Annotated in this window: 16 protein-coding genes; 6 read left to right on the top strand and 10 right to left on the bottom strand. The window is 41.7% G+C overall.

The features are described 5' to 3' along the window. Nucleotides 1–5: 5 nt before the first annotated feature. The 9 genes from F993_RS00710 to dxs form a co-directional block, all read right to left on the bottom strand. Nucleotides 6–293 (bottom strand): STAS domain-containing protein, encoded by a 288-nt coding sequence (locus F993_RS00710; RefSeq protein WP_004657643.1) that lies wholly within the window; start codon nucleotides 291–293, stop codon nucleotides 6–8. Nucleotides 294–304: 11 nt separating this feature from the next. After that, on the bottom strand, nucleotides 305–937 hold the full coding sequence (locus F993_RS00715; protein WP_004657642.1) for an MlaC/ttg2D family ABC transporter substrate-binding protein: 633 nt from the start codon (nucleotides 935–937) through the stop codon (nucleotides 305–307). Nucleotides 938–956: 19 nt separating this feature from the next. Further along, nucleotides 957–1,631 carry an outer membrane lipid asymmetry maintenance protein MlaD gene (gene mlaD, locus F993_RS00720; protein WP_004657639.1) on the bottom strand — a complete coding sequence of 225 codons (675 nt, stop codon included), beginning with the start codon at nucleotides 1,629–1,631 and terminating at the stop codon, nucleotides 957–959. Then, entirely contained in the window at nucleotides 1,631–2,410 is a 780-nt protein-coding gene (mlaE, locus tag F993_RS00725) for a lipid asymmetry maintenance ABC transporter permease subunit MlaE (RefSeq protein ID WP_004657638.1), read from the bottom strand. Before mlaE ends, mlaD begins: the two co-directional genes overlap by 1 nt. Beyond that, nucleotides 2,407–3,225, bottom strand: coding sequence for an ABC transporter ATP-binding protein (locus F993_RS00730; RefSeq protein WP_004657636.1), 819 nt, complete (start codon nucleotides 3,223–3,225; stop codon nucleotides 2,407–2,409). The genes mlaE and F993_RS00730 overlap by 4 nt, the downstream gene beginning before the upstream one ends. A 416-nt stretch (nucleotides 3,226–3,641) precedes the next feature. Further along, entirely contained in the window at nucleotides 3,642–5,558 is a 1,917-nt protein-coding gene (locus F993_RS00735; RefSeq protein WP_004657633.1) for a DEAD/DEAH box helicase, read from the bottom strand. A 373-nt stretch (nucleotides 5,559–5,931) separates the two neighbouring features. After that, the gene (locus F993_RS00740) at nucleotides 5,932–6,270 is read right to left on the bottom strand and encodes a hypothetical protein (protein WP_004657631.1); all 339 of its coding nucleotides are present in this window, start codon (nucleotides 6,268–6,270) and stop codon (nucleotides 5,932–5,934) included. A gap of 63 nt (nucleotides 6,271–6,333) precedes the next feature. After that, on the bottom strand, nucleotides 6,334–7,164 hold the full coding sequence (locus tag F993_RS00745) for an inositol monophosphatase family protein (RefSeq protein ID WP_004657630.1): 831 nt from the start codon (nucleotides 7,162–7,164) through the stop codon (nucleotides 6,334–6,336). A 126-nt stretch (nucleotides 7,165–7,290) separates the two neighbouring features. Next, entirely contained in the window at nucleotides 7,291–9,207 is a 1,917-nt protein-coding gene (dxs, locus tag F993_RS00750; protein WP_004657627.1) for a 1-deoxy-D-xylulose-5-phosphate synthase, read from the bottom strand. 304 nt (nucleotides 9,208–9,511) lie between these two features. Between dxs and ribA the strand changes: the two genes are divergently transcribed. The 6 genes from ribA (at nucleotide 9,512) to aroE (ending at nucleotide 13,349) form a co-directional block, all read left to right on the top strand. Beyond that, a complete protein-coding gene (gene ribA / locus F993_RS00755) occupies nucleotides 9,512–10,114 on the top strand; it encodes a GTP cyclohydrolase II (RefSeq protein ID WP_004657624.1) in 603 nt (200 codons plus the stop codon). Between the two features lie 40 nt (nucleotides 10,115–10,154). Then, nucleotides 10,155–10,628, top strand: coding sequence for a DUF4844 domain-containing protein (locus F993_RS00760; protein ID WP_004657622.1), 474 nt, complete (start codon nucleotides 10,155–10,157; stop codon nucleotides 10,626–10,628). A 130-nt stretch (nucleotides 10,629–10,758) separates the two neighbouring features. After that, nucleotides 10,759–11,700 (top strand): oxygen-dependent coproporphyrinogen oxidase, encoded by a 942-nt coding sequence (hemF, locus tag F993_RS00765; RefSeq protein ID WP_004657620.1) that lies wholly within the window; start codon nucleotides 10,759–10,761, stop codon nucleotides 11,698–11,700. Between the two features lie 107 nt (nucleotides 11,701–11,807). After that, nucleotides 11,808–12,080, top strand: coding sequence for a type II toxin-antitoxin system Phd/YefM family antitoxin (locus F993_RS00770; RefSeq protein WP_004657619.1), 273 nt, complete (start codon nucleotides 11,808–11,810; stop codon nucleotides 12,078–12,080). Next, nucleotides 12,074–12,511, top strand: a complete 438-nt coding sequence (locus F993_RS00775) for a type II toxin-antitoxin system VapC family toxin (protein WP_004657616.1) — start codon at nucleotides 12,074–12,076, stop codon at nucleotides 12,509–12,511. The genes F993_RS00770 and F993_RS00775 overlap by 7 nt, the downstream gene beginning before the upstream one ends. A gap of 49 nt (nucleotides 12,512–12,560) precedes the next feature. Beyond that, a complete protein-coding gene (gene aroE / locus F993_RS00780; protein WP_004657614.1) occupies nucleotides 12,561–13,349 on the top strand; it encodes a shikimate dehydrogenase in 789 nt (262 codons plus the stop codon). A gap of 60 nt (nucleotides 13,350–13,409) precedes the next feature. Here the strand turns inward: aroE and F993_RS00785 are convergent, their stop codons facing one another. Continuing rightward, nucleotides 13,410–15,770 carry a hypothetical protein gene (locus F993_RS00785; RefSeq protein WP_004657612.1) on the bottom strand — a complete coding sequence of 787 codons (2,361 nt, stop codon included), beginning with the start codon at nucleotides 15,768–15,770 and terminating at the stop codon, nucleotides 13,410–13,412. Between the last annotated feature and the right edge of the window lie 132 nt (nucleotides 15,771–15,902).

Here is a 15,902-nt window from a genome sequence, read left to right as displayed (position 1 = left end):
ATCAATCAAATCAATTTCAAATCGTCTTGTAAATGGCAAGCTTGGATGATTTTCAACATCTTCTCAGACACATTTTTAAAGTGCAGGCCTTTATTTTCAGGGGTTTGACGCAACCATTGCACCAAAACCGCCAAAGATAAAGTATTGCCTTGTTCAAGCTGGGCCAAATCAACAACCAAAGGAAAATTCTGATGTTGCTGAATATGCTTTAAACCAGCCTGATAGATCTGTTCTGCATTTTCAAAATTAATTGTCTTCGACACAATTAATTGCTGATCAATATATTGAATCACCCGTCACCTACTTATTTTTTGCTTACAGCAGCGTCTGCATCTGGTTTAAAGGTTGCAATCGCTTTATTGATGTCACCACCATTACGCTGAACCGTTGCCGCAAACTGGTTACGGAATTGCAAACCAAGGTCAATACCAGACACATTGATATTACGTACTTTCCATTGATCGCCTTTGTCGGTTAACTGGAACGATACTGGAATCTTTTCGCCATTGTGCAAGAAGTCTAAAGTGACCACAGGGTTTTTGCTGTTGGTCGATTTGAACGGACGCATGGTGTAGCTTTCATTGGTATATTTTGCGAAAGCACCGCCATAGTTCTCGATAATCACTTCACGGAAATTCTTCTCGAACTGTGCACGTTGTGCAGCATTGGTATACTGGTTATTCGCATATGTCCCCAATACAATACGGGTAAACGCTTGAGAATCCACATAAGGATCAAGGTTTTGACGAATAATCGTACGAACCAAAGCAGGATTATTCTGTAATTTTGCATTATCTGCTTTTAAACGTGTAATCAAGCCATCAGCCACACGCTTCACAAAATCAGGTGGGGTCTCTGTTGGTGCTGCAAATGCTGCACTAGCAAGCATAGTTGATAAAACGCTTGCTGTTAGAGTTTGTTTCAATAATGTATTCACTTCAATCTCCTAACCTGAATTACTCAACAAAAGATGGTTCTGCTTCAGCAGCAGGCTGCGAAGCTGAACTTTCTGTCGCAGTTGAGCTTGATGTGGCTTTGCCAGCACCGCCAGTAATAAACTTACTGATTAAATCTTCTAAATCCATGGTTCCTTGGGTATTTGAAACTACGTCACCACGTTTTAAGTAGTTCACACCACCACCTGGCACAACTTTCAAATATTTCTCCCCCAAAAGACCATTGGTTGCAACCATAATATAAGCATCTTCATCCAAACTGGTGATGGATGTCATGTTACTGATAAGTTGCTGTTCCATTTCTTTTTGTTTCGCAGCATCTGCTTGTTGATAATCAGCGCTATAGCGTAATTCTTCAAGTGCATTTTTTTGCACTTCTTTCAATTGCTCTGGGCTAAAGCTCGTCAACTTACCATCAAGATCAAATTTCACTGTTGCCAAACGCGTCACAGGATCAAGGGTAATCGATTCAACACGGCCAATGGTCACACCACTCATAGTGACTTTCGCACGTGCTTTTAAACCGTTTACGTTATCAAACTGCGCTGTCATGCTGTAGCTATCACGTAAATTAGTACCGACTAAACCACTGACTTTCATCGCAAGAAAAAATAGAGCGATACCGAAGATAATGACAAAAATACCTACGGCCAGCTCACTAGTACGTGATTTCATTAAATCCCTCCGAACATGACCGCAGTCAACACGAAATCAAAACCTAATACACAAAGTGAAGAATATACGACCGTTCTCGTCATTGCGGTCGCGATACCTTCTGGCGTCGGATCACAAGCATAACCTTGGTATACCGCTACCCATGTACAAATTAAAGCAAATACAATGCTTTTGATAATGGTGCCGTTAAAAACGTCATGCCAGAATTGTACGCTGCTTTGCATACCTCCCCAGAATGAACCTTCATCTGCACCCAAGAAATCAACACCCACCATTTTGCCGCCAATAATACCAATGGTTGCAAAAATCACAGTAAGCATTGGCAAGCTAACAATCCCCGCCCACAAACGTGGAGACACGATTTGTCTAAGTGGATCAACACCAATCATTTCCATACTGGCAAGTTGTTCACTTTGTTTCATGGAACCAATTTCAGCGGTTAATGCTGAACCAGCACGGCCTGCGAAGAGTAATGCTGCCACCACTGACGCCAGTTCGCGCAGCAGTGTCAATGAAATCGCCGTACCCAGCATCGCCTCACTACCGAAAGTGACTAGAATGCTATACATCTGTAAGCCAAGCACTGCACCAATAAACAAACCTGAAACAGCGATAATCAGCAGGGACATTACCCCGACACGATACATCTGATAAACAAAGCGCTGAAACCCACCTTTCGATGGCATGGAAAACAAAACTTGCAAGAGCATCAATGCCGCGGCACCAATCCCCTTTATCCGCTCAATAACGAGTCTACCTAACCAGGCAATCGTATTCATGGACGAACCTCGTTATCTAAATATGCTTGGTGAGTAAATTGATATTCGACAGGTCCCTCAACCGAACCTGTTAAAAACTGGCGCACAAATGGCGAAGCGTGATTTTTTAATTGTTCAGGTGAACCTTCACCCTGAATTTTGCCTTCTGCAACCACATAAATATAATCAGCAATCGACAGGGTCTCATCAACATCATGCGAGACAATAATCGTGGTTAAATCGAGCGCTTCTCTTAACGAACGAATTAGACGAGTTAAGACACCCATTACAATCGGATCTTGGCCCGCAAAAGGCTCATCATACATAATTAATTCTGGATCAAGTGCAATCGCACGCGCCAAAGCAACACGACGATTCATCCCACCTGACAGTTCAGACGGCATTAACTGTTCAGCGCCACGTAAACCCACCGACTCCAGTTTTAAAGCCACCAATTCTGCAATGATATGTTCAGGCAGTTTGGTATGTGCACGAATTGGGAAAGCGACATTTTCGTAGGTCGACATATCGGTAAATAATGCGCCACTCTGAAATAACATCCCCATACGTGCACGTGCAGCAAATAATTCTTGGCGAGACATGGTCGCAATGTTCTTGCCATCGAGCAGCACTTCACCCTGATCAGGGATCAATTGCCCACCGATCAAACGCAATAAGGTTGTTTTACCTGTACCAGATGGGCCCATAATTGCAGTAATTTGACCACGTCGAATGGTGAGGCTGATATCGTCATAAATGACGCGTTCTCCTCGATTAAAGCTCAAGTTTTTAACTTCAATTAAGGCTTCAGCATCGAGAGGAGCTTTGTTATTCATAATGGCATCATTCCTGCACTTTTTATGCACGCATACTATACACTGAAACATTAAACACTTGTTTTTATTTTGATAAACGATGTATGAAGATTATTAATTTATGTAGTTGTTCTTTGAAACAGTTTGGCTGGTGGTGTGCTGGGAATTGACCTTAAAAGAATCTGAGTGATTGGTATCAAATAATGCATAGGCAAAAAACAAACCATTACAGAGCATCAAAATGACAAATAGACACGGCAGCCCTTCACTACACATGAAAGACCAAGTTTGACTCAAAAGACTTTTATTTTGCTTAACCCTATTCATTTCTTATTTAAAATTTGAATTAGTACACATTTTTATAATTTTACATGACTAGCACAAAATAAAAAAGCCAGTTTTTCAACTGGCTTCTTGTTTTTATCGGTTTTTAACGATTAAAAATCGTTTTTGCGACGACGGTCACCACCGAAAGTTTCTTCACGTGTACCGCGCGCTGGACGATCATCGCTACCAAACTTACGCTTTGGACGATCTTCACCGCCGAAGCTGCGTTTTGGACGGTCATCACCGAAGCTACGCTTTGGACGATCGCCGAAACCACCTTCACGTTGTGGACGATCACCAAAATCACGTTTTGGACGGTCACCGAAGCTACCTTCACGACGTGGTTTGTAATCTACACGGTTACCACGGTTGTCATCATTCGAATCAAAACGCGGCTTATCGTTGAAACCACCTTCACGGCGTGGGCGATCTGAATTGAATTCGCGACGTGGACGGTCTTCACCACCAAAGCTGCGCTTTGGACGATCATCAAAACCACCTTCACGGCGCGGACGATCTGAATTAAATTCGCGACGTGGACGGTCTTCAAAACCGCCTTCACGGCGTGGACGATCTGAATTAAATTCGCGACGTGGACGGTCTTCAAAACCACCTTCACGACGTGGACGATCTGAATTAAATTCGCGACGTGGACGATCTTCACCACCAAATGATGGACGTTCGCCACGAGGTTTGTCATCGAAGCTACGACGTGGACGGTCATCACCACCTTCACGACGCTTGAAGCTACCTTCACCTTCAAAACGACGACCACCGCCGAAACCACCACGACCACGACCGCCGCCATCACGACCACCGCGACCACGACCACCGCCATCACGACCTGAACGCGCAGGAGGTGGAGATGGCTCAAGACCTTCAATTTCAGATACATTTAAACGTGCATCTAAATAATCTTCTAACGCACGAATTTTGCCACGCTCACGGTAAGTTGCTAAAGTCACCGCTTGACCTGTACGACCCGCACGACCTGTACGACCAATACGGTGTACATAGTCTTCGTTTTTCATCGGTAAACCGAAGTTAATTACGTGAGAAATTGTTGGTACGTCTAAACCACGTGCTGCTACGTCAGTTGCAACCAAGATTTTTGCACGACCTTCACGGATGCTGCGTAAACGACGGTTACGAACGGTTTGTGGCATCGCACCATGCAATGCAACAACAGAGTGGCCCGCTTCAGCTAATTCTTCAGCAAGCATATCGGTATCTTCTTGCGTGCTTGCGAATACAACAGCTTGATCTACTGATTCGTCAGATAACCAATGCGTAAGTAATTTTTTCTTGTGTTCAAAACCATCCGTCCAATGTAATGTTTGAGTTACATCAGTGTTGGTGCTGTGACCAGTTTCAATCGCAATACGTTGTGGATCATTCATCATGCGTTCAGCAAGACGGATAATACGATCTGCAAAAGTTGCAGAGAACATCAACGTTTGGTTACGGTTTGCAGCTAATTCACCAATCGCTTCTAAATCTTCAGCAAAGCCAAGATCAAGCATACGGTCAGCTTCATCAACAATTAAAGACTCAACTTTATCAAGCTTTAATTGACGACGGTTAACAAGGTCAAGTAAACGACCTGGAGTCGCAACAACTACTTGTGCACCTTTAAGCTGTTGGATTTGTTTGCCAAAAGGCATACCACCCATAATTGCAGCAATACGAACACCTTTCATGTGACGTACAAATGCAATCGCGTCTTGGCTTACTTGTTGAGCCAATTCACGTGTAGGAGAAATAACTAAAATTGTTGGCTGAGTCACAGCTTTCATGCGATCTTTAAATGGCACAAAAGTTTCCTGACCCGCTAAAGCGTTTAATGTAGGAAGTAAGAATGCTGCTGTTTTACCAGAACCAGTCTGGCTTGAAACCAATAAATCTTTTCCTTCTAACGCAGCTGGAATCGCTTGTTCTTGCACAGGAGTTGGTGTCGTAAAACCTAAACCTTCTAGGGCTTGTTGTAAGGTTTCGTGCAAAGAAAATTCGGCAAAAGTTTTGCTCATAGAGAGTTTCACCCTTGTGGGTGCTCCATTTTAATAAATACAAAAAATAGACATCGGCAACAAGCGGCAAAGCGACTCAAGCTGAAAATAGATGAAATTCAGCGGCAATCCGAATAACGACGATGTGGACTAAACGCACGCTTGATTACTGCCTCAACCTGAAGAATCGCTAAGCGATTTGGGCGCAAGATGTGGTCCTCTCTATGGACAGCGTGCGCTAATATGAATAGAACTGAATGTTCAGGTAATGAACTGGAATTTAAGTGCGTGGGCGGATTATAGCAGAATAATTTTAAAAGTCACCTTTTTTAATTGGTTTTTTCAATTTCATCACCCTTTATATTTGTATCCAAGCCACAGTAAAAACAAAAGATTAAGAATAATTAGGTACTTGAGTAAAAATTTTTCCTATATTTAAAAATTCATCATTTAATATATTTTCAATCGTGCTGACTAAACACTCAATCGTTATTTCTTTAACAACCAGCATATCGGCACACCAAAAATAGGAACCAAAAGCAGACTCACCTGCTCTATTATCTTTAGTCATTAAATATTGAATATTGGCGAGTGTAAACGCACTTCCAGAAAACGTCTTACCATTCACAGTTAACCAAAAATCAATATTTTGCTCTTCAACTTTATCCACATTCACCCGTATTTCATGATGGGTTTCTATATAAAAAAGCTCATTCTCATAAATAATCTTCATTACTTCCACTAACCCAAAATAAAAAAACCCTCAAAATATTGAGGGTTTTTTTAAATCTACAAATTATTTTGCAGCATCGCCCCAAGCTGGAACAACCGCTTGCATCAATGGTTTTAACATTTTAAGCGAACATGCAAGCACTTGACCATTGTCAAATGATTCACTACCACCACGTGCATCAACCACAACACCGCCTGCTTCCTTTACAATCAACTCACCCGCAGCGATATCCCACGGTTTTAAGCCTAACTCAAAGAAACCATCAAAACGACCTGCAGCAACATAAGCCAAATCTAATGCAGCTGAACCACCGCGACGAATTTGTGCGCCTGCTTTAGTTACAGCCAATAATGAAGCAAAATGTTGTTCTGCATAAGAAACAATTTCACCATTACGCTTTGCACGGTATGGATGACCTACTGCAAGGAAAGTATTTTCCAAGTTATCTTTTACATTGACACGAATACGGCGTTGATTCATCACTGCGCCACGACCACGACTTGCAGAGAATAATTCATCACGGACTGGATCATAGATCACACCATGTTGAGTCACGCCTTTATGTTGTACAGCAATCGAAATACAGAAATGTGGAAAGCCGTTGATAAAGTTTTGCGTACCATCTAAAGGATCAATCACCCAGCACCAATCTGCATCGTGACCTTTACCTTCTTGTAACCCAAACTCTTCACCAAGGAAGCTGTGGTTTTTATAACTTTTACGAAGCGTTTCAATTGTCAATTCTTCCAAGTAACGGTCAACACGCGTTACTGGACCATCAATGCCTTTTTCTTCAACTTGTAAATCGAGTTTATGACGATTCTGATGAGCCTTTAAAAGCTCTTGACCAACTGTTTGAGCCGCACGCGCAGCCATAACCACCATAGGTTCCATTGAACACCCACTACAAATTTGAAGATTTTGACAAAGAATAATGCATAAAAGCCCCTATATTCTATCAAATATAAGCGCTTTTAGGGGAAAAATGTTGCGAAAAATTATTCTAACTTTTACATCAACTTATTGATGAGCAAACCACGCGTGTTCAATTGAAGCGAGAATTCCTTGAGCATCTAGACCACAGTCTTGCAACATTTGCTGATGGGTGGCTTGATGCAAGAAGCTATCTGGTAACCCCAGATTCAAAATCGGTTTGAGAATACGTGCTTGTGCCAAAAATTCATTGACGGCACTGCCCGCACCTGCCATCACCGCATGCTCTTCAACAGTCACAAAAAGTTGAGTATGTGGCGCTAAGTCACGCAGTATCTGTTCATCCAATGGCTTCACAAAGCGCATATTTACAACACGTACACCAACCGCATGTTTCTGTGCAAACTGTTCAGCAGCATCAATAGATGCTGTAACACGGCTACCAAAGGCAAGGACACTAATCTGCTGTTCAGCATCCGAATTAAATTCAGCCACGATTTCAGCTTTACCAATTTCCATGGTGGTCATCTGCTGTTGAATCTCAACACCTGTACCGACACCACGTGGATAACGTACCGCAGTTGGCCCTTCATACAGGTAAGCGGTATGCAACATCTGACGACATTCATTTTCGTCTTTTGGTGCCATGATCACCATGTTGGGTACAGTACGCATATAAGCATAATCATATGCACCTGCATGCGTCGGGCCATCTTCACCGACCAGACCTGCACGATCTATTCCAAAAGTAACATCAAGGTTTTGCAGTGCCACATCGTGGATCAACTGGTCATAACCACGTTGCAGGAAAGTCGAATAAATCGCAACTACAGGTTTTAGACCTTCACAAGCCATACCCGCGGCTAAAGTCACCGCATGCTGTTCTGCAATGGCCACATCGAAGAACCGTTCAGGGTATTGCTGTGCAAATTGCACCATACCCGAACCTTCACACATCGCGGGGGTAATCGCGAGTAAGCGTTGATCTTGCGCAGCTTCATCACATAGCCATTGTCCAAACACATCGGAATATTTAGGTGGCGCTTTTACAGTCGATGCTTTTGTAGGCGTAGATGTTGTAGGTGCAATCTTAGTAATTGCATGATAGGTAATCGGATCTGCTTCTGCAGGCGCAAAGCCTTTACCTTTTTTGGTATAAATATGAACTAAACGTGGGCCTTTACGTTTTTTCAGTGCATGAAAAACTTGCGCTAGTTGTTCCACGTCATGGCCATCAAATGGCCCAAAATAATCAAAACCAATTGCTTTAAATAAATTATCAGCGGCATCGGTGGCGGATTGATGTAAACGTGAATTATAGGTCCACTTTGGATGTGGCTGAACATAAGCTTCGCCTTGTTCATTCACATTCACCAATTGACCTGTTTCCCAAATCGCAGCCAAGTGTTTCGCAAAACCGCCCGTACTGCATGAAATGGACATATCGTTGTCATTTAAAACTACGATTAAATCAGCATCATGTGCAACGGCGTCATTCATGGCTTCAAAAGCCATCCCCGCAGTCATTGCGCCGTCACCAACAATCGCCACAACATCACACGGATCTTTTTGGTAGCGACGTGCCAAAGCCATACCTAAACCTGCTGAAATTGCAGTTGAGGAATGCCCTACACCAAAAGTATCAAACGCAGATTCGTCACGTGCAGGAAATGCAGCCAAACCGTCTTTACTACGAATCGTAGTAATTCGATCACGGCGGCCTGTCAGAACTTTATGTGGGTAAGCTTGATGACCTACATCCCAAACCAAACGGTCGTTTGGTGTGTTAAAACAATAATGTAAGGCAACTGTCAGTTCAATCACACCTAGATTTGCGCCAAAGTGCCCACCACTCTGTCCTGCTGCATACAAAATATATTGACGCAACTCATCCGCCAATTGTGCGAGTTGGCTTTGCGCGAGCTGACGTAATTGTTGTGGATGATCAATTCCATCTAACAATGGCGTAACAGGGCGTTGAGTTGGAATTTCGGTATACAACATAATGTGGCAAAGCCTTTTTAAGCCTGGCAAATCCGAAGCTGGGTTAAATGGGGGCAATCATACAATTAAATATGATCTGCCTTCAATCAGCCACATGAGCAAATGATGTAGTGCTGAGCATTTGCATGTCAATCTTAATGACTGGCTCGCAGATTATCCTGAATTATGTCACTGTTTATCAACCATTATTGTGTGCTTTGTATGAAAAAGAAAAACTTATGTGAAAAATCAGAAATTCCAATTCACGCAATCTTCATACATTAGGCTATACTCAGACTGTTTTTATTATCATAGTGAGCTCTCTGTGCCGATTGAATTTATTGCAACATCAAAGCTTCCCACCGCTTTTGGTGACTTCAATATTTCCGTGTTTCAAGACCCCGCAACAGGTGAAGAACATGTGGCGCTTTCCAAAGGTTTAGAAACGGCTCCAGATCAGCCTGTACTCGTGCGTATCCACTCGGAATGCTTGACAGGTGATGCTTTTGCCTCACTGAAATGTGATTGTGGACCTCAACTGCAAGCCACGCAACGTTTAATTAATGAGGCAGGCCAAGGCGTGATTTTATATTTACGCCAAGAAGGTCGTGGTATCGGTTTAACCAACAAAATCCGTGCTTATGCCTTACAAGATCAAGGCCATGATACGGTTGATGCGAACCTGTTATTAAACCTGCCTGCCGATGCGCGTCGTTATGATATGTGCAGCATTATGCTTGATCATCTTCAAGTCAAAGAAGTGAAATTAATCACCAATAATCCTTTGAAATTAAAGGCTCTGACTGATTTAGGCATCAATGTAGTTGATCGAGTTCCTTTAACCGTGGGCCGCAATCCATTCAATGAACAATATTTAAAAACCAAACGTGAGCGTATGGATCATCTCTATAAAAAGGATGATTTCTAAGTGTAGAGTCATCACACTCATTAAAAGAGTATTCATTAATATGAAATTATTAAGTATTTTCTTAGTAACAGGTCTCCTGTTACTAAGTGGCTACACTCAAGCGAATGAGCATAAAGCATCCACGTTAAATACTAAAATTATCAATCAATTACATAAATTTCAACAGCAAGATCATTTTTTAAGTGATGGCTATCTATATACAGGCGTTCAAGATAATCAATTGAAAAGAGTATTAAATCAAAAAGTAGCCCAGACTGCTGAAGCGTACATCCAGCTTTATCAGCACTCGGCTCAACCAAGTAAACAACAGCGACTGAAAATACTTTCTGACGGTATCCATCAAATTGATCCTGACTCACTTGGTACAGATGATAGAGAGCAAGTTGCAGGTACATTTGAACATTTTTTAGATATTACTGGCTTGGAAAGTTCTGAGGGTATTTTAAATACTTGGCTATATAACGAAGAAATTAATAGACTTATCGAAAAGAATCGCGCTGCGCAGTCTAAATAAAAAGGATTATTGGCTCTCCAAACTTTTTATCCCAACTCATGTATCTGAATATAGATTCAGAAATCCCTTACTTTTCTTATGGATTTATGTTTTGATATAACTATCCCTAGATCACTTTACGAGGATCATCATGCAGCACCCAACTTCAGCTGATATTCAACGTGTTCGTGAGTTTTTACTCGATCTACAGGCACGGATTTGTGCAGGACTAGAGCAACAGGAACGTGCAGGCGGTGGCACCGCTGAGTTTATCATTGATGATTGGCAACGCACCGAAGGTGGCGGTGGTCGCTCTCGAGTTCTGCAAAATGGTGAAGTGATTGAAAAAGGTGGGGTCATGTTCTCCCACATCAATATCAGTAAGCTGCCCGCTTCTGCGACGGAACGTCACCCACAAATTGCAGGCGCAAAAGCACAGGCGTTGGGTGTATCATTGGTGATTCACCCGAAAAACCCAAATATTCCAACTTCGCATGCCAATGTTCGTTTATTTGTTGCGGAGCCTGAAGGCCAAGATCCAGTGTGGTGGTTTGGGGGTGGCTTTGACTTAACTCCTTTCTATCCTGATGAGCAAGATGTTCTCAACTGGCATCAAACTGCGTATGACTTATGCCAGCCTTTCGGGGACACGGTTTATGCGGAACATAAGCAATGGTGTGATGATTATTTCTATTTAAAGCATCGTGATGAGCAGCGTGGCGTGGGTGGTTTATTCTTTGATGATTTAAATCAATGGGATTTTGAAACCTGCTTTAAATACATTCAAGCCGTAGGTAATGGCTATTTAGCAGCGATCTTGCCGATTTTCGAAAAGCACCGTGAGCAGCCGTATACCGAAGCGCAGCGTGAGTTCCAACTGTATCGTCGTGGTCGTTATGTCGAATATAACTTGGTTTATGACCGCGGTACTTTGTTTGGCTTACAAACGGGTGGCCGTATTGAATCGATCTTGGTCAGCTTACCTAATCTTGCAGGTTGGTCATATCGCCCGGAGTGGGATGCAGACTCGGCAGAAAAGCGTCTTACCGATTATTATCTAAAACCAAGAGATTGGTTGGGTTTGCAGAAGTAAAAAGCGGCAATCCCTAATATTTCTATTAGGGATTTTTTTGATTATTGAAATAGACATTTCCACCCTTAAAAATGTACAATAAAAATGTACAATAAAAAGGATTAAAAATGTCTAATATCTCATTTACACATGCCCGAGCAAATCTCGCTAAATTAATTCAGCAAAGCCAACAGGGTCAAAGAACCTTTATTGCCCAACATGGGCATACTTCGGCTGTTCTTATTTCTTATTCTGAATATAAAAAATTACAGGGTGAGCCAGAAAACTTCATGCAGGCTTGGGAAAAATGGCATCAACAAGCACTTCAAGAATTAAATACTGAGAATACTGACTTTCAAACTGAACGAGACACTAGCCAAGGACGTGAGTTTTCATGGTAAGCCAAATCAGTTATTTACTTGATACCAATATCATTTCTGAATTGGCCAAACCTCAACCGAACTCAGCCGTTTTACAACAATTTTATGTCGCGCAACATGAAATTTCGATTTCAAGTATCGTCTGGCATGAATTACGCTTTGGCTGGTTGAGAATGCCTGATGGACAACGCAAGCAGCTCATCACAAAATTTTTACATGATGTGGTGAGTCTGATTCCGATTTTGGATTATGATGCGCAAGCTGCAAAAATCCATGCAGAAATTAGAATACAAACTCAGAAAATGGGAAATAATATTCCTTTTGTTGATGGACAGATTGCAGCTATTGCGATGGCTCAGGGCTTAATTCTAGTCACTCGGAATACCAAAGATTTTCAAGCCATAGAAGGATTACGGCAAATCAATTGGTTTACCGACACTATAGATCGCTAAATAACTCAACATATTCCTTGATCATTCTCATGATATTGGTGAATCACTCATGACCAAACAATTTGCTGTTATTGGAAATCCGATTGAACAATCCCGCTCACCAGAGCTTCATCATGCGTTTGCAGCAAAAACTGGGGTCGATCTACACTATAAAAAAATTCTTGCACCCTTAGATGGTTTCGAAAGTGGCGTAAAAGATTTCTTTGCACACAACGGCATCGGCATGAATGTCACCGTACCGTTTAAAGAACAAGCCTTTGCCCTTTGCGACCAACTGACTGAACGTGCCAAGATCGCCAAAGCCGTCAATACGCTGTGGATGCAGGACGGCAAACTGTATGGTGATAATACTGATGGTCAAGGCTTAGTTGCAGCAATTCAGGCATTGGGTTGGAACCTAGAAAATAGCCGTATTTTAATTTTAGGGGCTGGTGGCGCAACCCGTGGTGTGATCTATCCGTTGGTACAGGCGGGCGCAAAGCAGATTATGATTGCTAATCGTACCCTCGCCCGTGCTGAGCAGTTACTTGCAGATTTAGAAGATGCGGTTCCGCAAGCTGAGCTAAAAGCCATTGGCTTAGATCAATTGACAGGTGAATTTGATCTTGTGATTAATGCGACATCCGCAAGTTTAACCGGGGATACACTACAACTGCCTGAAAGCTTAGTGTTCCATCATGCTTATGAAATGGCTTATGGCAAACCCTCCAGCTTTCTCGATCAAGCCAAACAACGTCAAATTCCGTCTACTGATGGTTTCGGTATGCTGGTCGGTCAAGCGATTGAAGCATTTTCGATCTGGAACGGGGTAAAACCAGAACTAAAAGACTTTTTATAAACATCAAAGCACAAAATAAAAAACCTGCACTTTGCAGGTTTTTTATCAAAGATAAAGAAATTATTTAACGGTCAGCATTTTCTGATACACCTCTTTGAAAATCTCATAATCAATAAATTCGTTATGCTCGATTTTTAAAGACTGAATCGACTTTTCAGACAATTTATTCTTACGCGCATCTACATACACTTGTCCTAAGATATTTGCGGTTTGTCCAAGTAAGGCTTTTTCCTCACTTGAAGCACCATTCTCTTGTTCGAATTGAATTTGATATTGTTTGGCAAATAACTGCTGTGGTTGCTTATATTGCGCTTGTAGCTTTTTCCACGCTTGGCGATCTGTATCGCCACGCATGGCATCAAGCACAATACGATTCACCGCTTGACCCAATGTATCATCAAACTGGTCTTCGTTTTCAAGATGATGTTTCTTCTGTAAAGCTTCAATGCTTTGCAGGGCTTTCCCTTTTGGATTATAAACCTCTTCATTGGCATACCAATATGCATATACAGTGGCAATTTCCTGCAACTCTGGGCTTGAATAACGCTGTACAATCTGTGGTGTGCTTTCTGTTAGTTTCGCAATAAATACCGCTTTATAGGTTTGATCATAAGCATGCGTTGCATCATAGCGTTGTTCCGCAATGACTTTGAGTTGATCTTCCAAAGACATGGTATATGGTTCTGCTGAACGTTCTTGAACCCCTGCCTGACCTAATTTCTCAGAGAAACTGCTCACTGCTTGTTCCAGCATCGAGCCTTTGCTTGCTTCTGACCAACTCTTGGCGCGTTTCAACTGTGCCTGATCAATAGGTGTGGCTTTGCCATAATTTGAAATCAGCATATCGGCTTTGACACTAAAACGTGACTTCAATTCAGATAGGCCATAGTTCAAATCATAGTCTAATTTAACCGCACGACCTTGGGCATCCAAACCAACATCCATAATAAATGGATTTCGTTTCTCAACTGGTGGCAATGCTTTTGCAATATCCGCTTGGTGCTTGATCCAAAGTGCCTTAAATCCCTGATCATCAATAAATTGATTTTGATCATATGCCGCAAACTGTTTTTCGACCGCTTGTAATTTATTGATATAACTCAAGAAACCAGATTCAGCTTTCTGCTCACCAAAGACATCAATGTCATACATACTTTGGCAATACTGTGCATCACCATATGTAGTTTTTGGCGTATTTTGCAGGGCTGTACATTGCTCCTCAGTTAAACCCGCCTGTTCGTCTTCGGATACGTCTGAATCATCGGATACTTCTGGATATTCAGATGCTTCTGAATCGCCAGCCGCTGCTGCAACTGCTCGTGCCGCTGCTGCTTCTACCGTATCCTCTTCGGCTTGATCACTATCTTCCGATTCAGCATCATATTCAGTTTCCTCATCCTCCACGCCAAAGTGTTTATTCACCAACCGATACAATTCTTGGCTGACCACACTGGCATCATCCGCTGAATTTTTCTTATCCAACAATGAAGCGGTTTTTTCTGATTTAGATGAACTTGCAGCATCAACCTCATTGGCAATCAGTTTCTCAAGATTCTCTTCTTTAATATTGAGAACACTTTGCATGAAGTATTTTTCATTGACCTTGCTATACAAATTGGCTTGTAAAATCAGTTCTTCAATTGAGCTTTTTAAACGGATTTTCTCGACCACGCCAGCTGCTTGATCAGCAGAAGAAACCGATAAGGCTTGGATATTATTTTGATCTGCAAGACGATAATAGACAGCGCCAGAAGCTTTCACATATTCAGCAAATTTCTTGTAATCGACTTGCTTGAACATATCCTGATATTTAGAAAAATCTAAATAAGCCAGATTATTCTGACTGTCTTTATTGACTAAATACGGCATCAAAGCAAAATAGTTGATATAAAACTTATAATTATTCAGATCAACGACCATCGGTATTTTAGCTTGTACTAGCAAAGTTGGCTTTTCATAACGTGCTGTCAGGTTAAATGAGCCCATTTTCTGACGATAATGCACTGAGCCATCATATTCAAACTGCATGTCATTGAGGACATTGGCCATGATCTGGGTAAACTTATCTACTTTCGTTTGTCCTGAACTTTTTTGCTCTTGTGCCAAGGCTACATACAACGCTTGTTTTTGTTTTGAGTTTAAATTGACCTTCTGATCACGTAAATATTGATCGACTTTTTGTTTCAATGCCGTATCTAGAACAGCATTTTCTGCTTTTGCATTGCTATGCTGTTGACTCGGTTCAACATGAATATTAAATTTCCCGCGATAATCATAACTCGGATATTCATACATCGCGTTGATACTATTGATGGCTTTCTGTTCCAGATTGGTCGAAGCTGTATTGGTTTTAATGACATGTTGTGAACATGCCGAAAGACTTAGACCCATTAAGCATAAAGTTAAATATTTTAAACGCATAGCTTTACCAAACACCTTTATATCATTATATTTTCAATTCTAAAATTGAGTAATTTTCACATTTCATATCCGTTTTGACACCAACAGAAATGTGGTTTTTCTAAGAACTTATCTTCAAGGAAATTCGCTTTT

The organism is Acinetobacter proteolyticus (assembly GCF_000367945.1).
GTDB lineage: Bacteria > Pseudomonadota > Gammaproteobacteria > Pseudomonadales > Moraxellaceae > Acinetobacter > Acinetobacter proteolyticus.
This window is presented reverse-complemented; position numbering and strand designations above follow the sequence as displayed.